Source organism: Streptomyces sp. NPDC057702 (genome assembly GCF_042799315.1).
Taxonomy (GTDB): Bacteria; Actinomycetota; Actinomycetes; order Streptomycetales; family Streptomycetaceae; genus Streptomyces.
This window is the reverse complement of sequence record NZ_JBHVJC010000019.1, coordinates 1-22,608: the sequence shown is the minus strand read 5'-3', so window position 1 is coordinate 22,608 and position 22,608 is coordinate 1. Positions and strand designations below refer to the sequence as shown.

14 protein-coding genes are annotated in these 22,608 nt (G+C 74.3%); 13 read left to right on the top strand and 1 reads right to left on the bottom strand.

What is annotated here, in order from left to right:
* Window positions 1-3 precede the first annotated feature (3 nt).
* From ACFVFR_RS16435 to rodA, 7 genes are all read left to right on the top strand, one after another.
* The gene (locus ACFVFR_RS16435) at window positions 4-474 is read left to right on the top strand and encodes a DUF4233 domain-containing protein (protein ID WP_383702160.1); all 471 of its coding nucleotides are present in this window, start codon (window positions 4-6) and stop codon (window positions 472-474) included.
* A 329-nt stretch (window positions 475-803) separates the two neighbouring features.
* A complete protein-coding gene (ndk, locus tag ACFVFR_RS16430) occupies window positions 804-1,217 on the top strand; it encodes a nucleoside-diphosphate kinase (protein WP_383701994.1) in 414 nt (137 codons plus the stop codon).
* 338 nt (window positions 1,218-1,555) lie between these two features.
* Window positions 1,556-2,575 carry a rod shape-determining protein gene (locus tag ACFVFR_RS16425; protein WP_383702158.1) on the top strand — a complete coding sequence of 340 codons (1,020 nt, stop codon included), beginning with the start codon at window positions 1,556-1,558 and terminating at the stop codon, window positions 2,573-2,575.
* A 287-nt stretch (window positions 2,576-2,862) separates the two neighbouring features.
* The gene (gene mreC / locus ACFVFR_RS16420) at window positions 2,863-3,801 is read left to right on the top strand and encodes a rod shape-determining protein MreC (protein WP_383701992.1); all 939 of its coding nucleotides are present in this window, start codon (window positions 2,863-2,865) and stop codon (window positions 3,799-3,801) included.
* Window positions 3,798-4,547 carry a rod shape-determining protein MreD gene (mreD, locus tag ACFVFR_RS16415; RefSeq protein WP_383701990.1) on the top strand — a complete coding sequence of 250 codons (750 nt, stop codon included), beginning with the start codon at window positions 3,798-3,800 and terminating at the stop codon, window positions 4,545-4,547. The genes mreC and mreD overlap by 4 nt, the downstream gene beginning before the upstream one ends.
* An 88-nt stretch (window positions 4,548-4,635) precedes the next feature.
* Window positions 4,636-6,891, top strand: coding sequence for a penicillin-binding protein 2 (mrdA, locus tag ACFVFR_RS16410; RefSeq protein WP_383701988.1), 2,256 nt, complete (start codon window positions 4,636-4,638; stop codon window positions 6,889-6,891).
* Entirely contained in the window at window positions 6,888-8,087 is a 1,200-nt protein-coding gene (gene rodA, locus ACFVFR_RS16405) for a rod shape-determining protein RodA (RefSeq protein WP_383701986.1), read from the top strand. The genes mrdA and rodA overlap by 4 nt, the downstream gene beginning before the upstream one ends.
* A 150-nt stretch (window positions 8,088-8,237) precedes the next feature.
* Here the strand turns inward: rodA and ACFVFR_RS16400 are convergent, their stop codons facing one another.
* The gene (locus ACFVFR_RS16400; RefSeq protein ID WP_383701984.1) at window positions 8,238-9,269 is read right to left on the bottom strand and encodes an ArsR family transcriptional regulator; all 1,032 of its coding nucleotides are present in this window, start codon (window positions 9,267-9,269) and stop codon (window positions 8,238-8,240) included.
* 157 nt (window positions 9,270-9,426) lie between these two features.
* Here ACFVFR_RS16400 and ACFVFR_RS16395 point away from each other — a divergent pair, with 157 nt between their 5' ends.
* From ACFVFR_RS16395 to ACFVFR_RS16370, 6 genes are all read left to right on the top strand, one after another.
* Window positions 9,427-10,797, top strand: coding sequence for an alpha/beta hydrolase family protein (locus ACFVFR_RS16395; RefSeq protein ID WP_383701982.1), 1,371 nt, complete (start codon window positions 9,427-9,429; stop codon window positions 10,795-10,797).
* 146 nt (window positions 10,798-10,943) lie between these two features.
* Window positions 10,944-12,662, top strand: a complete 1,719-nt coding sequence (locus ACFVFR_RS16390) for a CHAD domain-containing protein (protein ID WP_383701980.1) — start codon at window positions 10,944-10,946, stop codon at window positions 12,660-12,662.
* A 154-nt stretch (window positions 12,663-12,816) separates the two neighbouring features.
* Window positions 12,817-14,754, top strand: coding sequence for a TIGR03960 family B12-binding radical SAM protein (locus tag ACFVFR_RS16385; RefSeq protein WP_383701978.1), 1,938 nt, complete (start codon window positions 12,817-12,819; stop codon window positions 14,752-14,754).
* 258 nt (window positions 14,755-15,012) lie between these two features.
* Entirely contained in the window at window positions 15,013-16,785 is a 1,773-nt protein-coding gene (locus tag ACFVFR_RS16380) for a protein kinase (RefSeq protein ID WP_383701976.1), read from the top strand.
* A gap of 347 nt (window positions 16,786-17,132) precedes the next feature.
* Window positions 17,133-17,933, top strand: a complete 801-nt coding sequence (locus tag ACFVFR_RS16375) for a TIGR03936 family radical SAM-associated protein (RefSeq protein WP_383701974.1) — start codon at window positions 17,133-17,135, stop codon at window positions 17,931-17,933.
* Between the two features lie 220 nt (window positions 17,934-18,153).
* Window positions 18,154-22,470, top strand: coding sequence for a ribonuclease E/G (locus ACFVFR_RS16370; protein ID WP_383701972.1), 4,317 nt, complete (start codon window positions 18,154-18,156; stop codon window positions 22,468-22,470).
* Window positions 22,471-22,608: the final 138 nt, after the last annotated feature.

The following is a 22,608-nucleotide window of genomic DNA, read 5'->3' as shown; positions in this document are numbered from 1 at the left end:
ACGCTGCGAACGTTGTGCGCGAGCACGCTGATCTGCGAGTTCTTCGTCATCGGCTTCGCCGGTCTGGTCGCCATGAAGCTCTCCGACCTGTCCATGGGCACGGTGTGGACGGTCAGCGGCGTCGCGATGGGCCTGTGCGTGCTGCTGTCGGGGATGCTGCGCTGGCCGTGGGCGCTCCAGGTCGGCTGGGTACTCCAGATCGGGCTGGTGCTGAGCGGCTTCGTGGTACCGGTGATGTTCGTCCTGGGGCTGGCCTTCGCGGGCCTGTGGTGGGCCTCGATCCACTACGGCCGGCACATCGACGAGGCCAAGGCGCGCTTCGCGGCCATGGACGAGGCGGCCCGCGAGATGGCGGTGGCCCGCGCCACCGACGGCGCCTCGGGCGCGACGGACGGCGGCGCGAGCGCGACGGACGGCGGGTCGGGCGCGACCGAGGGGCCGGGCCCCGCCCGCCCGGCGGCCGACCCCGCGTAGGTCGTGGGCCGTAGGTCGCGCGGGGCCGGGGATCGCCCGGTGCGCGTCCCCGTGCGCAGCGGGCGCACGCCCGAGTGTCGGGCCCCCGGCGCGCGGTGACCCCGCGTCGGTCGTAGGCCGGCGTCGTGACGGGTGGCCGGGCGCCGGTGGACGCCGGGCCCGGGGCGGCCGGTGACCTCGCGCGGGGGCCGGTGCGGCGGCCCGGACGACCGGTCCGGCTGCCCGCCGACGCCGGCGGCGATCATGGACGGGCCCGGTGCGGGGCACGGTCGCGACCCCTGTAGCCTCGGGCGCACCAATCCCCGTCTTATCCGCAAGGAGCCGCGATCATGAGCCAGCGCACCCTCGTCCTTCTCAAGCCCGACGCGGTCAGGCGCGGTCTGGTGGGCGAGATCCTGGGCCGCGTCGAGTCCAAGGCGGGTTGGCGGATCGCCGCGCTGGAGCTGCGGACCCTGGAGCGCGCGGTGCTGGAGCAGCACTACGCCGAGCACGTCGGCAAGCCCTTCTACGAGCCGCTCATGGAGTTCATGACCTCCGGGCCCGCCGTGGCCCTGGTGGTCGAGGGCGAGCGGGTCATCGAGGGAGTGCGGACGCTGGCCGGGCCGACGGACCCGATCGCCGCGACGCCCGGCAGCATCCGGGGCGACTACGGCACCATCGTGCGGGAGAACCTCATCCACGCCTCCGACTCCGAGGAGTCGGCCGAACGGGAGATGAAGATTTTCTTTCCCGGTCTCGTCTGATGACCGGTCTCGCCTGACGAGACGATAGATATCTGACGGGTTTCTTCGCCTGAGTGACTCGGGCGAGCCCTGGTTGACCAGGGGGCGATCGTAGTTTTTCGGTTGTCCCCTGGCATATGCCCATCGTCCGAGGGAACGCATCACCGCGACACGACGTCCCCATAGGTAGGGGACGCCCCCGTGTTCCGCCGACAATGGCGGAGCAGCCATCGCGCTGCACCGTGGCGAGCGAGACTACGATGGAACCTTCCGCGCCTCGTAAGCGCACTCACCGCGCCGACCTCAATCAAGCATTCGCTCCAGTTGGGAAGGCCAGACGCATCCTCATGGGGAACAACATGTCGTTCATCGGCCGTGACATGGCTGTCGACCTCGGGACCGCCAACACGCTGGTTTACGTCAGAGGCCGTGGGATCGTCCTCAACGAGCCGTCTGTGGTGGCGATCAACACCAACACCGGCGGGATTCTCGCGGTCGGCGCGGAAGCCAAGAAGATGATCGGCCGGACGCCGGGGAACATCGTCGCCGTACGGCCCCTGAAGGACGGCGTCATCGCCGACTTCGAGATCACCGAGCGGATGCTCCGCTATTTCATTCTGAAGATCCACAAGCGTCGCTACCTGGCCCGGCCGCGCGTGGTGGTCTGCGTCCCCAGCGGCATCACCGGCGTCGAGCGCCGTGCCGTCATCGAGGCGTCCACCCAGGCGGGTGCCCGCCAGGTGCACATCATCGAGGAGCCGATGGCGGCGGCGATCGGCTCCGGGCTGCCGGTGCACGAGGCCACCGGCAACATGGTCGTGGACATCGGCGGCGGCACCACCGAGGTCGCGGTGATCTCGCTGGGCGGCATCGTCACGGCCCAGTCCATCCGGGTGGCGGGCGACGAGCTCGACAACGCGATCATCCAGCACATCAAGAAGGAGTACAGCCTCCTCCTCGGTGAGCGCACCGCTGAGAGCATCAAGATCACCATCGGCTCGGCGTACGAGTCCGAGCAGGAGGAGCACACCGAGATCCGGGGCCGGGACCTGGTCAGCGGGCTGCCCAAGACGGTGGTCATCTCCGCCGCCGAGGTGCGCAAGGCCATCGAGGAGCCGGTCAACTCGATCGTCGACGCGGTCAAGACCACCCTGGACAAGTGCCCGCCCGAGCTGTCCGGCGACGTCATGGACCGCGGCATCGTGCTCACCGGCGGCGGCGCGCTGCTGCGCGGGCTCGACGAGCGGCTGCGCCGCGAGACGGGCATGCCCATCCACATCGCCGAGGACCCGCTGGACTCGGTGGCGCTCGGCTCGGGCAAGTGCGTGGAGGAGTTCGAGGCCCTTCAGCAGGTGCTCGACTCCCAGCCGCGACGCTGAACCAACGGTGGGGTGAACGCGTTACGCCGCGCGGGTAGCCGCGTTCCGGCGCGATGAAACCCCCGCATAATGGTCGCGGAAGCCCGGTTCGTCGCTCCAACGGAGCATCACCGGCCGCGCCGCGCGCGCCGCGTCCCCCGTACGTCGGACGCCCGCGCGTACGTATTGAGGACCACACCAAGCTCACGACGCGGTCCCCACGGACAGCGTTCGTATCGAGGTAGGACGCCCCGACCGGCCGCCGCCTTGGACCGGCCGGTCCGACGAGGAAGGCACGGCCGCCGTACGTGAGGGACACCCGAGAGAGCCGGCTGCTACTGGTGCTGCTGGTCGCCATCGCCTTCGCACTGATCACTGTGGACATCCGCGGTGGCGAGGACTCCCCGCTCGACAAGCCGCGCACGGCGGCCCAGACGGTCTTCGGTCCGGTGGAGGACACCGTGGCCACCGCCGTCGACCCGGTCGGCAACGCCATCGCCGCGGTGCGGGACTCGGACGAGCGACACGATCGCATCAGCAACCTGGAGCGCGAGAACGCCGCACTCAAGCACAAGCTCGGCAGCGACGACCGCAACCGCGCCCGCGCCGCCGAACTCGACAAGATGCTGGGAACCGCGGCCCGCGGCCAGTACGGCATCAAGGGCGCCGAGGTCATCGCGATAGGAGCGGCCCAGGGCTTCTCCTGGACCGTCACCATCGACGCGGGCAGCAACGACGGCATCGCGCGCGACATGACCGTCATCAACGGCGACGGACTGGTCGGCCGCGTCACCACCGTCGGTCCGTCCACCGCCACCGTGCTGCTGGCCAACGACCCCGACTTCACCGTCGGCACCCGACTGGAGAAGAGCGGCGAACTCGGCTTCGCGGGCGGCCAGGGCGGCCGGTCGTTGCGCGTGCAACTCCTCAACGGCAAGGCCAAGGTGAAGAAGGGCGACCGCATGGTCACCTTCGGCTCCCGCGCCGACCGGCCGTTCGTCCCCGGCGTCCCGGTCGGCGAGGTCGTCCGCGTCGACCCCTCGCGCGGCGACCTCACCCGCACGGTCCAGGTCCGCCCGTACGTGGGCTTCACCAAGCTCGACATCGTCGGCATCGTGGTCAGGCCGCCGCGCGTCAACCCGCGTGACGAGGTGCTGCCCCCCAAGCCCCGTAAGAAGCCGACCCCGACGGTCACCGTCACGGTCACCCCCAGCGGGAACGCAACGCCCGGAGGCGCAGCCCAGTGAAACGGATCATCCTCTCCGCCTTCCTGGTGGTCGTCGCCCTGATCCTCCAGGTCACCGTGTTGGCCCGGCTCCAGTTGCCGGGCGCCGTGCCCGATCTGCTGCTGCTGGTCGTCCTCGGGCTCGCCCTGGTCTACGGGCACACCGCGGGCGCGCTGACCGGCTTCGGCGCCGGCCTGCTGGTCGACTTCGCCCCGCCCGCCGACCACGCCGCCGGGCGGTACGCGCTGGTGCTGTGTGTCATCGGCTACCTGGCCGGGCTGGCCAAGCCGGAGAAGGGCCAACTGCGTTCGGCCACCGGCCCGATGCTCGTGGTCGTCGGCGCGGCGATCGGCACCACCCTGCTGTACGCGGCCGTCGGCACCCTGGTCGGTGACGACGCGGCCCAGCACGTGGGCCTGGGCAAGCTGCTGTTCACCGCCGCGCTCTACGACCTGCTGCTGGCCCCCTTCGTCGTACCGCTGGTGATGGCGCTGGCGCGGCGGACCGGGAGCCACCCGCTCAGCGACGGTGGCGGCACCTCCTCCGGCGGCACCCGGGACCGTTCGCTGGGCTGGCTCTCGCCGGGCTCCGGCGGCGGCTCGGGCTCCGGTGGCTGGGGCAAGGCGGCCCGCTCGGGCAAGCCGGCGCGGATCGGCAAGACCATCAGGCTCGGCAGGTCCGCCCGGATCGCCAGCCCACGCAGCGACCTGCTGGCCAAGCCCGGCAAGGGCAAGCTGGCGCGCATCAAGGGGGTCAAGCGACCGTGAGGCGGCAGGTGCGCGCGCGGGGCCCGCGGACGGTCTCGTACGACAACCGGGGCCCGGGGCGGCCGGCGGGCCCGGAGAGGGGGACACGGTGAGCAACATCCCGGAGACCGGGCGGACCACCCGGGTCACGATCCGGCTGGTGGCCATTCAGATCCTGGTCTTCTCGCTGCTGCTGACGCTCGGCGGCCGGCTGTGGTACCTCCAGATCCGCAACGGCGACGAGTACAGCAACCAGGCCAGCAACAACCACGTCCAGCAGGTCGTCGAGCCCGCCGTACGCGGCTCCATCCTGGACGCCCGTGGCGTCCCGCTGGCCGACAACCAGACCCGGCTGGTGGTCTCCGCCAGCCGCACCGAGCTGATGAAGATGGCCGACGACGGCGCCGCGGTGCTCGGCCGGCTGGCCGAGGTGCTGGACCTGGCGCCGAAGGACGTCACCGACAAGGTGCGGCTGTGCGACGCCAAGACGCCGCAGCCGTGCTGGAACGGCTCGCCCTACCAGCCCATCCCGATCACCGACGAGGCCACCACCCAGCAGGCCCTGCAGATCCGCGAGCGGGCCGAGGACTTCCCCGGCATCAGCGCCGAGCCCACCGCCGTCCGCCGCTACGCCGCGCCGGGCGACGCCAACACCGCCCAGGTGCTCGGCTACCTCTCGCCGGTCACCGACGAGGAGATCAAGAAGGCCGAGGACAGCGAGTCGCCGCTGCTGCGCGCCGACCAGGTCGGCCGCTCGGGCCTGGAGCGCACCTACGACACCCAGCTGCGCGGCAAGGCCGGCGTCACCCGGTACGAGGTGGACAACCTCGGCCGCGTCATCGGCAAGGCCAACAGCGACCGGGCCGTGCCCGGCGCCAACGTCGTCACGAGCATCGACGCCCGCGTGCAGGCCATAGCGGAGAAGGAGCTCGACAAGGCGATGAAGGCGGCCCGCAAGGAGCACGACCGCAACACCAACCGCAACTACAAGGCGGACGCGGGCGCCGTGGTGGTCATGGAGTCCAAGACGGGGCGGATCGTCTCGATGGCCTCCAACCCGACGTACGACCCCAACGCCTGGGTCGGCGGCATCTCCGGCAAGGACTACAACCGGCTCACCGGCAAGGACTCCAACTACCCGCTGCTGAACCGGGCCATCCAGGGCCAGGCCGCGCCCGGCTCGATCTTCAAGGTCATCTCCGCGACCGCCGCGGTCAACGCCGGCTACGACTTCGACAATAAGTACGACTGCAGCAGCGCCTTCAACATCGGCGGCCAGGTCTTCAAGAACTTCGAGTCCAAGGGGTACGGGCCGATCGACATCGGCCGTGCCCTGGAGGTCTCCTGCGACACCGTCTTCTACGACCTGGCGTACAAGCAGTGGCAGAAGGACGGCGGCAACAAGCCGAAGAAGAAGCCCAGCGACCACTTCTACCGGACGGCGCACCAGTTCGGCCTCGGCCAGGAGACCGGCATCGACCTGCCCAACGAGGTCGCCGGCCGGGTCCCGGACCGGCAGTGGAAGAAGGACTACTACGAGGCCAACAAGAGCGTCTGGTGCAAGCAGGCCAAGTCCAAGAAGAACGACTACGCCACCCAGATCGCCCGCGAGAACTGCGCCGAGGGCATGAACATGCGCGCTGGTGACAGCGTCAACTACTCCATCGGACAGGGCGACACACTCGTGACGCCGATACAGATGGCGACGATCTACAGCGCCATCAGCAACGGCGGCACGCTCTACGACCCCAGCGTCGGCAAGGCCGTCGTCAGCCCCGACGGCAAGCGGGTCAAGGAGATCAAGCCCACCTCGCACGGCAGGCTGCCGATGCGCGGCGACACCCGTGACAAGGTCGACAAGGCCCTGGCCGGCGTGGTGACCAACGGTTCGGCGGCCTGGCGGTTCGGCGGCTGGCCGCAGGACAAGATCCCGATGCACGCCAAGACCGGCACCGCCGAGGTCTACGGCAAGCAGACGACCTCGTGGTTCGCCTCGTACACCAAGGACTACACGATCGTCATGACGATCTCCCAGGGCGGCACCGGCTCCGGCGCCTCCGGGCCGGCCGTGCGCAACATCTACAGCGCGCTGTACGGCGTGGACACCAAGGGCGAGATCGACCGGAAGAAGGCGCTGCTGCCCGTGCCGCAGCGCACCCTGCCCAAGATCGAGAAGGACGGGACGATCGAGGCCCCGCAGATCAAGCCGCCGAAGAAGGCCGACCCGGTCGAGACGACGCCCGTGTTGGCCGGGGGCGAGCCCCCGCGCCGACCGGTGGCGACGCTGGACGCGGGGGAGCGGCCCCTCTCCGCGCCCAGCGCGCTCACCCCGCCGCTCGCGGCGGCCGGGAGGCGGGGCCAGTGAGCGCCTCCGACGGTTTCTCCGTACGCCGGTTCAGCCCGGAGCCCGGCACCTGGGGCAAGCTGACCGCGCGCGACTCGATCGTGCGCCGGCTGGACTGGACGCTGATGTTCTCGGCGCTCGCCCTGTCCGCGATGGGCGCCATACTCGTCTACTCCGCCACCCGTAACCGCACCGAGCTCACCGGCGGCGACCCGTACTCCTTCCTCTTCCGGCACACCCTCAACACCAGCATCGGCCTGGGGCTGATGATCGCCACCATCTGGCTGGGGCACCGCACCCTGCGCGGCGCGGTGCCGGTGCTGTACGTGCTCTCGGTGGTCCTGGTCCTCGCGGTGCTCTCGCCGCTGGGCTCGACCGTCAACGGCGCGCACTCCTGGATCCAGCTGCCCGGCGGCTTCTCGCTCCAGCCCTCGGAGTTCACCAAGGTCACCATCATCCTGGGCATGGCGATGCTGCTGGCCGCCAAGGTGGACGCGGGCGACCGGGAGTACCCCGACCACCGCACCGTGCTCCAGTCGCTGGCCATCGCGGCCGTGCCCGTCGCGATCGTGCTGCTCATGCCCGACCTGGGCTCGGTGATGGTGATGGCCGTCATCGTGCTGGCGGTACTGCTGGCCTCCGGCGCCTCCAACCGGTGGATCGCCGGCATCATCGGCACCGGCGTGCTGGGCATCGTGCTGATCTGGCAGCTCAACATCCTGGACCAGTACCAGATCGACCGCTTCGCCGCGTTCGCCAACCCCGCGCTCGACCCGGCCGGCGTCGGCTACAACACCAACCAGGCCCGGATCGCCATCGGCTCGGGCCAGCTGACCGGTTCGGGCCTGTTCAAGGGCAGCCAGACCACCGGGCAGTTCGTGCCCGAGCAGCAGACCGACTTCGTCTTCACGGTGGCCGGCGAGGAACTCGGTTTCCTCGGCGGCGGGCTCATCATCCTGCTGGTGGGCGTCGTGTTGTGGCGCGCCTGCCGCATCGCCCGCGACGCGCCCGAGCTGTACGGGACGATCGTGGCGGCCGGCATCATCGCCTGGTTCGCCTTCCAGTCCTTCGAGAACATCGGCATGACGCTCGGCATCATGCCGGTCACCGGCCTGCCGCTGCCCTTCGTCTCCTACGGCGGCACCTCGATGTTCGCCGCCTGGATAGCGATCGGCCTGCTCCAGTCGATCAAGGTGCAGCGGCCCATATCAGCCTAGGCCCGCCCGCCCCGGCGCCCCGGCAGCCCCGTCCACCACGGACGCGCTCCGGGGCGCCGGCGCGTGGTGCGGGCAGCGCGGCGGGTCGGGGTCGGGGGGTGACACGGCGGGCGCGGGAGGTGGCGTGCGGGCGGGGCGGCCCCGGGCCCCTCACCGGGGGCCCGGGGGCGGACCCGGGGGCGGGTTCGGCCCGGCTGGCGGCCGTCGGGGCGCCCGGGGGGCCGTCGAGGCGGGCGGGCCCACCAGGAGGGTGGCCAGCGGGGTGCGCTGGTGCAGCACGGCGCGGCCGGCGCGGACCGTGGTGACCAGGCCCGCGCCGCGCAACGCCGCCGCGTGCGCGGAGGCGGTGGCGTTGCTGACCCGCAGCCGGCGGGCCAGTTGGCTGGTGGTGTGCTCGTCGGCGAGCACGAGCAGCGCCTCGTAGCGGGTGCGGCCGAGCACCCCGGGCAGCGTCCCGTTTGCCCCGGCGGGAGACGGTGGGACCCCCGGCCCGGCCGGATACGTCACGTACACCGGCTGGTCCGGCAGGTCGGCGACGAGCGGGGCGCCCGGCCAGTGGAAGGTCGGCAACAGCGTCAGGCCCCGGCCGCCCGGCCGTACGTCCGCCTCCCGGGGCGCGGCGAACTCCCAGACGCCCGCGCGCAGCGTCGATCCGGGCACGGCGGCGCACAGCGCCGCGTCGAGGCCCGCCTCGGCCGCGAGCAGCGCGTGCCGGCCGAACTCCGCCCGGTGCAGGTCGGCCACCAGCGGCCACACGGGCCCCAGCACCGTCTCGAAGGCCGCCTGCTGCGCGCGGCGCAGCACCCGCCAGGCGTCGGTGTCCCCCCGGTGCAGGTCGCGCACCCACGCCGGGGGTGGCGCCGGCTGGTCGGCGTACACGCGGGCGAGCTCGGCGCGCACCCGGGCCACGGGTGTGGCGCGCGGGGTGTCGAGGGCCGCGCGCAGGTCGTCGGCGAACACGTCGAGGAAGCCGGGCGCGTGCGCGCCGGGAACCAGGTCGCGCAGCGGCAGCGTCGCCTCCGGCAGCCGGTGCAGCAGCCGCGCTCGCCAGGGCCCGTACCGCAGCGCGCCACCGGGGTGGACCATCGTCAGCAGCGCCGCGTTCAGCTCCTGGAGCGGGGCCGGGCGCGGGGCGAAGCGGACGCGCGCCAGATCGGCGGCGGTGAGGTGAACGCGGATCACTACTTCCCCCGGTGGTGCGGCGCCAGCGTTTCGGCCAGCGCCACAACGATCGCCCGCGCCGCCCGCCGGTCGCCAGTATCCCGTCATGCCCCCGCGCCCCCGGCGGGGGCCCGCGCCGGGGCGCGGGGCGACCAGCGACGGAAGGCACGGGCTCACCATGGCGAACGAGGCGGCGTACGACGGTACGGGGCGGGCGAGGGCGAGGCGGCGGGCCGGTGGCGCGCGACCGGCCGGCGGGGTGCGGGCGGAGCCGGGCTGCGCGGCCAGCGGTAGCGGGCCGGGCCGGCGCGCGGTGGCCGCCTCCGTCGCACTCGGCGCGGGGCTGGCACTGGCCGGCGCGGGCGCCGCGCGGGCCCAGCCGGCGTCGGGTGCGACGCGCGTGGGCGGCGCCGGGGGCCGGGCGCGGGAGGGTGGCGCGGCGCGGGACGGGTTCCGGTTGCGGCTGCCGGCGCCGACCGGCCCGTACCGGATCGGCGTCAGCGTGCTGCACCTGGTCGACGGGCGGCGCGCCGACCCGTGGCTGGGCGCGGGCTTCGCCCGCGAGGTGATGGCCACTCTCTGGTACCCGGCCGTCGACGTGCGCGGGAGGGCGCGGGCCCCGCACATGACACCGCGCGCCGCGGCCTCCTTCGCGACCTGGGCGCCCCGCCTGCACCCGGGGCTCCCGCCGACCGGTGTGGACTGGGCCGCCACCACGACCCACGCCCACCAGAACGCGTCCGCCCGACCCGGCCGGCGGCCGGTGCTGCTCTACAGCCCGGGCGGCGGCGACCCGCGCACCCTGGGCACCTGCCTGGCGGAGGAACTCGCCAGCCACGGGTCGGTCGTGGTCACCATCGACCACCCGGGCGACGCCAGCGAGGTCGAACTCCCGGACGGCACGCTCCGCGAGACGGTCCTCCGTGGCGATCCGCGTACCGACCCGGAGCTGTTCGCCACCGTGATCGCCACCCGGATCGCCGACGTGCGCCTGGTCCTCGACCAGTTGGCCGAGCTGGCGTCCGGGCGCCCGCGCAGCGGCCGGCACGGCGTCCTGCCACCGGGGCTGGCCGACGCCCTGGACCTGAGACGGGTGGGCGTCTACGGGCACTCGGCGGGCGGCACCACGGCGGCGCAGGCGCTGTACGACGACCGTCGTATCGACGCGGCGGTCAACCTGGAGGGGTATCTGAGCCACCCGGGGCCGGCGCCCGGCCGTCCCGGTCCGCTCTTTCCCGTGGCCCGCGACGGGTCCGACCGGCCGCTGTTGTCGGTGGGCACGCGGGGGTTCTGGGACGCGGAGTTCGCCCGCTCGTGGTCGGCGGTGCTGGCCCGCTCCGGCGGCCGGGCCACCTGGCGGCGGATCGAGGGCGCCACGCACGGCACCCTCACCGACTACGCGGCCCTGGTCCCACGGTTGTGGGCGGCCGGCCTGGTGACCACCGAAGCGCGCGAGGCGCTGGTCGGCCCCATCGACCCGGCGCGCTCGGTGCCGTTGGTACGCCACCTCGTGCGCACCTTCTTCGCCCGCCACCTGCCCACGCGCTGACCTGCCCCGCGCGTCCCGCGCCCCCGGCCCGACGGCGTGGGCCACGGGGGGCGCGAGGGCGGGCCGTCGGGCGGCGACGTACGCGCGACGTACCCCCGCGCGTCGGCTGCTCGCCGCCCGTCGGGCCCCGGGCGTACATTGCGGCCATGGCACGTACCGTACGAGAAATCGAACGCAAGTACGAGACGGCGTCCGGCGCCGCGCCGCTCGACCTCGCCGGGCTGTCCGCCCTGGCCGAGTTGCCCGGCGTCGCCTCCGTCGCGGACCGAGGCGTCCGCGTGCTCGACGCCACCTACTACGACACCGCCGACCGACGCCTGGCGGCGGACGGCGTGACCCTGCGCCGCCGCACCGGCGGCCCCGACGAGGGCTGGCACCTCAAGCTCCCGGTACGCCCCAAGGGCGCCCCGCGCGCCAGCGGCGGGAACGTGGTCAGGGACGAGATCCGGGCCCCGCTCGGCGACGCGATCCCACCCGAACTCGCCGGCCTCACCCGCTCACGCACCCTCGACGCACCCCTGGCCCCGCTGGTCGTCCTGCACACCCGACGCGCGGTGTGGCACCTCCTGGACGCGGCCGGCGAGCCGCTCGCGGAGATCAGCGCCGACGAGGTCAGCGCCCGCCGCGCGGGCCGGGACGGGGACCCCGTCCACTGGAGCGAGGTCGAGGTGGAACTCGCCACCGGCCACGACACCACCCTGCTCGACGCGGTCGAAGCGCACCTGGCCACCCTCGGCCTGCGGCCCGCCCGCGCCACCTCCAAGCTGGCCCGCGCCCTGGAACAGACGGCCGCCCCGCCGCCGACGGCCGCCGAGCCCGCACCGGAGCCTCTCGCACCGGCCACCCAGGCACACCGGGAGGAGCGCCGCGCCGTCCCCGACGGCAGCGGGAAGAAGCCGAAGAAGGCCCGCCGCCGGCAGGGCGCCGACGCGCTGCTGGGTGGGGGCGATCCGGCCGCCGACCCACGGGCCGGGGACGTGGTGCTGGACGCGGTGCGACGCCAGGTCGCGGCCATCGTCGCGCTGGACCCGGCCGTCCGCCGCGAGGCGCCCGACGCCGTGCACCAGATGCGGGTGGCCACGCGCCGCCTGCGCAGCGTCCTGCGCTCCTACCGCACGGTGGTGGCCCGGTCGGCCACCGACCCGGTGGGCGCCGAACTCAGGTGGCTGGCCGCCGAGTTGGGCGTGGACCGGGACCGCGAGGTGCTGGCCGAACGCCTGCTGGCCGCTCTGGACGCGATCCCCGCCGAACAGCGGCTGGGCCCGGTGCGCGCCCGGCTGCGGATCTGGTCGCACGCCCAGCACGCCGACGCGCGCCGACGGCTGACCGAGGTCCTCGACGGGCCGCGCCACCTGGCCCTGCTCACCACCCTCGACGGGCTGCGCGCCGACCCGCCCCGGGTGGGCGCCGACACACCGCTGCTGCGCCCGGCCGCGACCAGGCCGCCGCGCAAGGTGGTGCGCGCGGCCGTACTGCGCGAGGTGGACCGGCTGGCCCGGCGCGTGGAGGAGGCCCTCGCGCTGTCCCCGGGCCCCGAGCGCGACACCGCGCTGCACGCCGCGCGCAAGGCGGCCAAGCGCGCCCGCTACGCCGCCGAGGCCGCCGAACTGGGCCTCGGGGTGGCCGCGCGCGAGCTGGCCGACCGCCTCCAGGAGGTGCAGCGGCTCCTGGGCGACCACCAGGACAGCGTCATGGCGCGCGCGGCGCTGCGGGGCATCGCGCTACGGGCGCACGCGGCGGGCGAGAGCACCTTCACCCTCGGGCTGCTGTACGGGCGCGAGGAGGCGGTGGCGGCGGCCCGCGAACGCGAGCTGCCCGAGCTGTGGGCCCGCCTCGCCGAGGGGCCGGTGCGCGAACTGCTGTGACCGGCCGGCCGGCGGGGGAGACGGGCGCGGCGGGCGGGCCCGGTGCGGGCGGTGGGCGGGGAGGTGCTGTCGGGCGGGTTAGGCTTGAGGGTCACCCGTCCCTCGCCGTCGGCAAAGGGGCGTGCTCCCCGTCAGCTCACAAAGGTTTCCGGGTATGTCTGCCGAATCGGTCTTCCCGCAGCTCGAAGCTCTGCTCCCGCATGTGCAGAAGCCGATCCAGTACGTGGGTGGAGAGCTGAACTCCACCGTCAAGAAGTGGGACGAGTGTGACGTCCGCTGGGCGCTCATGTATCCCGACGCGTACGAGGTCGGCCTCCCCAACCAGGGCGTCATGATCCTCTACGAGGTGCTCAACGAACGCGAGGGCGTGCTCGCCGAGCGCACCTACAGCGTCTGGCCCGACCTCGAAGAGCTGATGCGCGAGCACCAGGTGCCGCAGTTCACCGTGGACAGCCACCGGCCGGTGGGCGCGTTCGACGTCTTCGGCCTGAGCTTCTCCACCGAGCTGGGCTACACCAACATGCTCACCGCGCTCGACCTCGCGGGCATCCCGCTGGAGGCCGCGCGACGCACCGAGGACCACCCGGTCGTCGTCGCCGGCGGGCACGCGGCGTTCAACCCCGAGCCGATCGCCGAGTTCATCGACTGCGCGGTCATCGGCGACGGCGAGCAGGCCGTCCTGGAGATCACCGAGATCGTGCGCGGCTGGAAGGCCGAGGGCCGCCCCGGCGGCCGGGAGGAGCTGCTGCTGCGCCTGGCCCGGACCGGCGGCGTCTACGTGCCCGGCTTCTACGACGTCGAGTACCTGCCCGACGGCCGCATCGGCCGCGTCGTACCCAACCGGTCCGGCGTGCCGTGGCGGGTGTCCAAGCACACCGTCATGGACCTGGACGAGTGGCCCTACCCCAAGCAGCCGCTGGTCCCGCTCGCCGAGACGGTGCACGAGCGGATGTCGGTCGAGATCTTCCGTGGCTGCACCCGGGGCTGCCGGTTCTGCCAGGCGGGCATGATCACCCGCCCGGTGCGCGAGCGCAGCATCACCGGCATCGGCGAGATGGTGGAGAAGGGCCTGAAGGCCACCGGCTTCGAGGAGGTCGGCCTGCTGTCGCTGTCCTCGGCCGACCACACCGAGATCGGCGACATCGCCAAGGGGCTGGCCGACCGGTACGAAGAGGACAAGATCGGCCTGTCGCTGCCCTCGACCCGGGTGGACGCGTTCAACATCGACCTGGCCAACGAGCTGACCCGCAACGGCCGCCGCTCGGGCCTGACCTTCGCGCCCGAGGGCGGCTCGGAGCGCATCCGCAAGGTCATCAACAAGATGGTCTCGGAAGAGGACCTGATCCGAACCGTCGCCACGGCGTACGGCAACGGCTGGCGGCAGGTGAAGCTGTACTTCATGTGCGGGCTGCCCACCGAGACCGATGAGGACGTGCTGCAGATCGGCGACATGGCGATCAACGTGATCGCCAAGGGCCGCGAGGTCTCGAAGTCCAACGACATCCGCTGCACCGTCTCCATCGGCGGCTTCGTGCCCAAGCCGCACACGCCGTTCCAGTGGGCGCCGCAGCTCTCCGTGGAGGAGACCGACGCGCGCCTGGAGAAGCTGCGCGACAAGATCCGCGGCGACAAGAAGTACGGCCGCTCCATCGGCTTCCGCTACCACGACGGCAAGCCCGGCATCGTCGAGGGCCTGCTCTCGCGCGGCGACCGGCGCGTGGGCGCGGTCATCCGCGCGGTGTTCGAGGACGGCGGCCGGTTCGACGGCTGGCGCGAGCACTTCTCGTACGAGCGCTGGATGCGCTGCGCCGAGAAGACGCTGCCCGCCTTCGGCGTGGACGTGGACTGGTACACCACGCGTGAGCGCACCTACGAGGAGGTGCTGCCCTGGGACCACCTGGACTCCGGTCTGGACAAGGACTGGCTCTGGGAGGACTGGCAGGACGCGCTCGACGAGACCGAGGTCGAGGACTGCCGCTGGACGCCGTGCTTCGACTGCGGCGTGTGCCCGCAGATGGACACCAGCATCCAGATCGGCCCCACGGGCAAGAAGCTGCTGCCGCTGACCGTCGTCGGCGCCCCCGGGGCGTAACCGCGCCCCGCCGGGCCCGGGGAGGGCCCGCACCTCCCCGGGCCGGCACAGCCCCGTCCGGGCCCGCGCCCCCGGCCCGGCCACGCCGCGCGCGTCGCCGGCCCGGGCTCCGGCAGCCGGGCCGACGACCCTCCCCGTCGCCCGTCCGCCGCGCCCCGTCCGTCGCGCCCGCCGGTCGCGGGTCCGGCCGCGGGGCCGTGGTGTCGCCCCGCGCGGCGTGGGTAGGCTCGCCCACCGGGCTACGGGGAGGGCCGGTACATGAGGCCGCTGGAGGCGGGCGATCCGCCGTCGATAGGCGCCTACGCGCTGCGCGGGCGACTGGGGAGCGGCGGCATGGGAGAGGTCTTCCTGGGCCGCACCGCCACCGGGCGCGACGCCGCCGTCAAGGTGGCGCGCGCCGAGTGGGCCGACGACGCGGAGTTCCGACGCCGCTTCGCCCGCGAGGTGGACGCCGCCCGCCGGGTCGACGCCCGCTTCACCGCCGCCGTCCTGGACGCCGACCCGCACGCGCCCCGCCCCTGGCTGGCCACGGAGTACATCGCCGGTGTGTCGATCACCACGGCCGTGGCCGACCGGGGCCCCCTGCCGGAGGACGCCCTCCGCGCCCTGCTGGCCGGCATCGCCCGCGCCCTGGAGGCCATCCACGCCGTCGGCCTCACCCATCGCGACCTCAAGCCGTCCAATGTGCTGCTCGCCGGCGACGGCCCGCGCGTCATCGACTTCGGCATAGCCCGCTCCATGGAGCACACCCAGATCACCCAGACCGGCCAGATCGCGGGCAGCCCCGGCTACATGGCGCCCGAGCAGTTGCGCGGTGAGACCGTCGGGGCGCACACCGACGTCTACGCCCTGGGCGCCACCCTCGTCTACGCGGCCACCGGGCGGGGCCCGTACGGTGAGGGGGACCTGTTCGCGCTGGTCTACCGCACCGTGGAGCAGGACCCCGACCTGACCGGGGTGCCCGCCGCGCTGCGCCCGACGCTGGCGCGCTGCCTGGCCAAGGAGCCGTCCCAGCGGCCCACGGTGGCGCGGCTGCGCGCGGAGTTCGAGATCCCCGACCTGGTACGCGAGCGCCGCTGGCTACCGTCGGGGCTCGCCACCCCGCCCGCGCCCGACCCGAAACCCCCACCGGCGCCCCTGGCCCCGTCCACGGCGCCGCCCGGATCCGCGCCCGCACCGCCGCCCGGCCCCTCGCCGTACAGGCCGCCCACCGCCCCCGCCGGCGGCGTACCCGGCTTCGGGCCGCCCCCGTCGCTGCCCGCACCGGCCCCGCCCGCCCCGTGGCTCCCGCCGGGGCCCGGGTCGGCCCCGCCCGCCACGCGCCCGGCCTCCCGGCGCGCGGTCCTGGCGGCCGTCGTGGGCGGCGGCGCCGCGCTCGTCGGGGGCGGGGGGTACGCCCTGTGGCAGGGGTTCGGCGACGGCCGGGGCGGCGCGGCCAGGGGCGGTACGGCGACCGAGGGGCGAGACGGGGGCGCCTCGGGGGAGCGGGTGACGAAGACCCCGACTCCGGGCGAGGCGACCGGTGGTGACCAGGCGTCGGCCGGCGGCGCGAGCACCGCGCCGAGCACCGAACCCGGCACGCGCGACCCGAGCGTGGGTGGCGAGGGGCGGCTGCCCGCGATCGTCTCGGGCACCGGGTTCGGCCAGGCACCGACGATGGCCGACACCAGCGGCGCCCCGCCGCGCGGGCTCGTGGTCGAGATGCTGATCGAGGGCGAGGGCCGCGCGGCGGACAAGGGCAGCCGCGCCGCGATCCACTACGTCATGCAGGTCTGGGGCGGGAACACCGTGGTCGACTCCTCCCACCGACGCGGCCAGGCATACGAGTTCACTCTCGGCGTGGGCGCGGTGATCAAGGGCTGGGACGAGGCGCTGGTCGGCAAGCGGGTCGGCAGCCGCGTGGAGATCTCGGTGCCCCCGGAGAAGGCGTACGGGGACAAGGGCCTGCCGTCGACGGGGATCAAGGGGACGGACACGCTGTTGTTCGTGTGCGACGTGATGAGCGTCCCCGCGCCCGGGAGCGAGCGCTGACCGGGACGACCACCGTCGGCGGCGGACGCTGACCCCGGGTGACCGTCGCCCGGGACACCGTCGCCGAACACGCTCCGTACGCGGCGTCAGCGCACCGTCACGCGGTGCCGGGAAAGAAGAGGAGCCGGCCCCGGCGGGCACCGCTCACGCGGTCGGCGCGTACCCTGGGGAGGAGGTCCGCGCGCTGACCACCGCAGACAGGCGGGGCGCGCCGGACCGGACGACACTGGGCGGGCGACAGCCGGTGTGGCCCCGACGGAACGCGGGCTGACGCCCTGGCCGGCCCTACGCAAGGAGACGTCACCCTGGGCAAGCGACAGCCCGAAGGCCCACCGCCCGCACCCGCGGTGCAGCGCATCCGACTGCGTTACACCAAGCGTGGCCGCCTCCGGTTCACCAGCCACCGTGATTTCCAGCGCGCCTTCGAGCGGGCCCTGCGCCGCGCCGAGGTGCCCATGGCGTACTCGGCGGGCTTCACCCCGCATCCCAAGGTGTCCTACGCCAACGCGGCGCCCACGGGCACCGGCAGCGAGGCGGAGTACCTGGAGATCCAGCTCGCCGAGCGGCGCGACCCGGAGCAGGTCCGGGTGCTGCTCAACACCTCGCTGCCGGACGGCCTCGACGTCACCGACGCCGTGGAGGCCAGCACGTCGGGGCTGGCCGACCGGCTTCAGGCGTCGGTGTGGGAACTGCGCCTGGACGGGGTGGAGACCGCCGCCGCCGAGAGCGCCGTCGCGGCCTTCCTCGCGGCCGAGACCGTAGAGGTGCAACGCCGTACGAAGAACGGGTTGCGCAGCTTCGACGCCCGGGGCGCGGTCGTCGGACTGGAAGCGCTCCCAGGTCAGGCCGATAGGCCGGGCGCCGATGGCTGTGCGATACTGCGCCTGGTTGTTCGGCATGTGACACCTGCCGTGCGACCCGACGACGTCCTGTCCGGTCTCCGCGCCACGGCCGACCTGGCGCCGCCGGTCCCCGCTGCGGTGACCAGGCTGGCGCAGGGGCTGCTCGATGAGGAGTCCAACACGGTGACCGATCCGCTCGCACCCGACCGCGAGGCAGTCCAGGCCGCCTCATCCACGGCCGCCGGAATCACCGCCGCGCCGGGGGCAACGCCCGCTCGCGGGGGAGCGCCGGAAGGTCCCGCTTAGGGATGGTCGTCGACGCGCCGCCGCTGCACAGGCAACCGCCCGACTGCGGCAGGCGCACTGACCAGAAGACTTTCGCCGGTGCCCAAGCACGGGACCCGGCGAGCGAGACAACAGCTCCCGTGCGGCGCCCGCGCCCCGGATGGCGGTACCGCGCACATCACGCGGTGCCGCGGCCGGAACCAGGCGCGGCGCCCGGGAGCGTGACGGGAGAACCGCCCGCATGCTCGAACCAATTGAGCCCCACGAATCCGCCGCGACTCACGAAGCCGCCGACCCGGCCCGCTCCGGCGCCGAGGAGTCGCTGGGCGACAGCCCCAGCGGCACCCTGCCGCCGCGTCGCCGACGCCGCGCCGCCTCCCGGCCCGCCGGCCCGCCGGCCGGTCTGACCAGCGACGACGCCCCGTCGGCAGCCGCCAGCGGCACGCCGTCGCAGGCCGCCGCGCCCGCCGCCGCAGCCGCCGAGGAGCCGCCCACGGCGGCCCCGGTCACCGCCGAGCCGACCGACACCGCCGACGCCGAGGGCGCTCCCCGGGCGCGTACCCGTCGCCGGGCCACCCGCAAGGCCGCCGCCCCCGCCGGTGCCCCGCCCGCCACCGAAGCGGCCGACACCGAGACCGCCGCGCCCGCCGCCGCGCCCCAGCCGGCCGCCGCCGAGAGCGCCGTCGAGGCCGGTGCGGACGAGGCCGCGGCCGAGGAGTCCGCTCCCCGGGCGCGTACCCGTCGCCGGGCCACCCGCAAGGCCACCGCGCCCTCCGGCGCCCCGCGGGAGAGCGCCGAGCAGGCGCCCGCCGCCACGGCGGAGCAGACCGCCGTGGACGAGGAGGAGCCGGAGGACGCGCGGGCCACCGCCGAAGCGCCCCAGCCGGCCGCCGAGAGCGCCGTCGAGGCCGGTGCGGACGAGGCCGCCGCGGAGGAGTCCGCTCCCCGGGCGCGTACCCGCCGCCGGGCCACCCGCAAGGCCACCGCCCCCGCCGGCGCCCCGCAGGAGGCCGCCGCCGAGCAGGCCCCCACCACGACGGACCGCGCTCCGGCCCAGGACGGCGCCGCCGACCAGGCCGCCCCGGCCCCCGCCGCCGAGCCGGCCGAGACCGAGGGCGCGCCGAAGGCGCGGACCCGGCGTCGCGCGGTGCGCAGGACCGCCGCCGCGGCCGAGGCACACGAGGCCGCCGAAGCCGCCGAGGCCCCCCAGCCCGAGGCGGAGCCCGCGCCCGTGACGCGACGTACCCGCCAGCGGGTGGCCAGCGAGATGGTCGCGCCCGCCACCGGCGCCGCCAAGACGGGTGCCGCGCCCCGGGCGTCGGCCGAGCCGCGACCCGCCACCGAGGCCAGCAACATCGGCGCCACACAGGAGCCGGTACGCGGCCGGCGACGCGCCGTGCGCCCGCCGACCGCCGTCTTCCAGGCACCGGTGTTCGCCGAGCCGATGTTCCAGACGCCCGAGACCGCTGCCGCCGCCGCTGCCGCCGCGGTGCGCCAGGACGACGCGTACGAGGACGAGGCGGAGGAGTCCGCCACCGAGCGGGCCACCACCAGCAGCCGGCGTCGCCGCCGGCGCCGTGCCGTCGCCGAGCAGACCGCGACCGAGGCCCCGGCGCCGAGCCGCTCGCACGGAGCCGACGAGAGCGCCGCGCCCGAGGAGCCCGAGGACGCGGCCGCCGAGAGCGCCGCCGAGCCGGAGCACGACACGGACGCCGACGACGAGGGCGGCGACCGTCCCTCGCGGCGGCGCCGTCGCGGCGGCCGACGCCGCCGTCGGGGCGAGGCGCTGGACGCCGAGGGCGGCGACGAGCACACCGACGGTGAGCAGGCCGACCACGCCGACCACGACGACCGGTCCGCCGACGCCGAGCACGCGGAGGAGGCCGAGCAGGCCGACGAGAGCGAGCACGCGGACGACGGCGAGCACGACGGGTCCGGTGGCGGCTCCAGCAGCAGCCGGCGTCGCCGGCGTCGGCGTCGGCGCAGCGGTGACGGCGCGGACTCCACCGGTGGGGACGACCCGGAGCGCACGGTCGTCAAGATCCGCGAGCCGCGTGAACGCCGCGCCAAGGACAGCGAGCCCTCCGACGAGGTGCAGTCCATCAAGGGCTCGACGCGTCTGGAGGCCAAGAAGCAGCGCCGCCGCGAGGGCCGCGAGCAGGGCCGACGCCGGGTGCCGATCATCACCGAGGCCGAGTTCCTGGCGCGCCGCGAGGCCGTCGAGCGCGTGATGGTCGTCCGCCAGAGCGGCGAGCGCACCCAGATCGGCGTGCTGGAGGACAACGTCCTCGTCGAGCACTTCGTGAACAAGGAGCAGGCCACCAGCTACGTCGGCAACGTGTACCTGGGCAAGGTGCAGAACGTGCTGCCGTCGATGGAGGCCGCGTTCGTCGACATCGGCAAGGGCCGCAACGCCGTCCTGTACGCCGGTGAGGTCAACTTCGAGGCGCTGGGCATGGGCCACGGCCCGCGGCGTATCGAGACCGCGCTCAAGTCCGGGCAGTCCGTCCTGGTCCAGGTCACCAAGGACCCGATCGGCCACAAGGGCGCCCGCCTGACCAGTCAGGTCTCGCTGCCCGGCCGCTACCTGGTGTACGTGCCCGAGGGCTCGATGACCGGCATCAGCCGCAAGCTCCCGGACACCGAGCGGGCGCGGCTGAAGCAGATCCTCAAGAAGATCGTCCCCGAGGACGCGGGCGTCATCGTGCGCACCGCCGCCGAGGGCGCCAGCGAGGACGAGCTGACGCGTGACGTCGCCCGCCTCCAGGCGCAGTGGGAGGAGATCCAGCAGAAGGCGAAGGGCGGCGGCAGCTCGCACGCGCCCACCCTGCTGTACGGCGAGCCGGACATGACCGTCCGCGTCGTGCGTGACATCTTCAACGAGGACTTCTCCAAGGTCATCGTCAGTGGTGACGGCGCGTGGGAGACCATCCACGGATACGTCTCGCACGTCGCCCCCGACCTCGCCGACCGGCTCCAGAAGTGGACCTCGGACGTGGACGTGTTCGCCACGTACCGCATCGACGAGCAGCTCATGAAGGCCCTCGACCGCAAGGTCTGGCTGCCCAGCGGCGGCTCGCTGGTGATCGACCGGACCGAGGCGATGGTCGTGGTCGACGTCAACACCGGCAAGTTCACCGGCCAGGGCGGCAACCTGGAGGAGACGGTCACCAGGAACAACCTGGAGGCGGCCGAGGAGATCGTGCGCCAGCTCCGGCTGCGCGACCTCGGCGGCATCATCGTGATCGACTTCATCGACATGGTGCTGGAGTCCAACCGGGACCTGGTGCTGCGCCGGCTCCTGGAGTGCCTGGGCCGGGACCGGACGAAGCACCAGGTCGCCGAGGTGACCTCGCTGGGTCTGGTGCAGATGACCCGCAAGCGCGTCGGACAGGGGCTGTTGGAGTCCTTCTCCGAGTCCTGCGTGCACTGCAACGGGCGCGGCGTGCTCGTCCACATGGATCAGCCGACCTCCGTCGGTGGCGGTGGCGGCGGCAAGCGCGGCAAGAAGAAGAAGGGCGGCGGCGCCGACCACCACGAGCACCAGCACGCCCCGGCCGAGCGCCCGGCGGTCGAGTCGGCCCCGGCCGAGATCGCTCCGGCCGCGACGGCCCAGCCGACGGTGCCCGAGCCGGTCGAGGAGGAGTGGTTCGGCAGCGCTGCGGAGGCGCAGGCCGCCGCCGAGGTGGGCCGTGGTTCGGCCGCCTCGCGACGGGGCCGCCGCCGCGCGAGCCGCAAGGCGTCCGCTCCGGCGGGTTCGCCGCGCCCGGTCGAGGTCGTCGAGGCCGAGCCGGCCGCCCCCGAGGCGCCGGCCGTGACGGAGATTGTCGTCGAGGCGCCGGTGGAGGCTCCGGCCGCCGCCGCGCAGGCCCCGGCCGAGCCCGAGGCCCCGGTGACTCCCGAGGCCGCGGTGGAGCCGGCGCCCGTGACGGCCGAGCCCGTCGCGCCGCCCCGGGCCCGCCGCCGGGCGACCCGCAAGGTCACCGCGCCGGCCGGTTCGCCGTCCGACGCGGAAGCGGCCGTGGTGGTCGTCGGCCCGTCCGGTACGACGGACACGGCGGCTCCCGCCGAGGCCCCGGCTCCCGCCGAGGCCCCGGCCCAGCCCGAGCCGGCCGTGGCCGAGGTGCCGGAGCCGCAGGCGGCTCCCGACGCGCCGGTCCAGGCCGAGCCCGCCGACGCGGTGGCCGAGGCCGCTCCGGTGGCGAAGAAGGCCGCCAGGAAGGCCCCGGCCAAGAAGGCGGCCAAGAAGGCGCCGGCGAAGAAGGCCACCGCCAAGAAGACCGCCACCAAGAAGGCGGCGGCCAAGGCACCGGCCACCGAGGCCCCCGCGGCCGAGGACGCCCAGGGACCGGAGGCCGAGCAGGCGTCGGAGGCGGACGCGAAGCCGGCCCGCAAGACGGCCGCCAAGAAGGCCCCGGCCAGCAAGGCGGCCGCCAAGAAGGCTCCGGCCAAGAAGGCGACCGCCAAGAAGGCCCCGGCCAAGAAGGCGACCGCGAAGAAGACCGCGGCGGCGGAGCAGCAGCCCGCCCCCGCCGTGTCGGCCACCACGGAGGACTGACCGCCCCGCGCGGCCCAGCCACCACGCGGCGCTCCCCGGACCCCCCCCGGGGCCGCGGGGGCGGCCGGGGCGGGCACCGGCTGTTTAAACAAATAACTACCCACCACCGCTATAACCACAACGCTTATAACTGTGAGG

Coding starts and splice junctions, on each gene's coding strand:
- ACFVFR_RS16370 (WP_383701972.1), top strand. CDS start 18,154: ATGCTCGAACCAATTGAGCCCCACGAATCCGCCGCGACTCACGAAGCC.
- ACFVFR_RS16395 (WP_383701982.1), top strand. CDS start 9,427: ATGGCGAACGAGGCGGCGTACGACGGTACGGGGCGGGCGAGGGCGAGG.
- ACFVFR_RS16425 (WP_383702158.1), top strand. CDS start 1,556: ATGTCGTTCATCGGCCGTGACATGGCTGTCGACCTCGGGACCGCCAAC.
- ACFVFR_RS16390 (WP_383701980.1), top strand. CDS start 10,944: ATGGCACGTACCGTACGAGAAATCGAACGCAAGTACGAGACGGCGTCC.
- ACFVFR_RS16385 (WP_383701978.1), top strand. CDS start 12,817: ATGTCTGCCGAATCGGTCTTCCCGCAGCTCGAAGCTCTGCTCCCGCAT.
- ACFVFR_RS16380 (WP_383701976.1), top strand. CDS start 15,013: ATGAGGCCGCTGGAGGCGGGCGATCCGCCGTCGATAGGCGCCTACGCG.
- ndk (WP_383701994.1), top strand. CDS start 804: ATGAGCCAGCGCACCCTCGTCCTTCTCAAGCCCGACGCGGTCAGGCGC.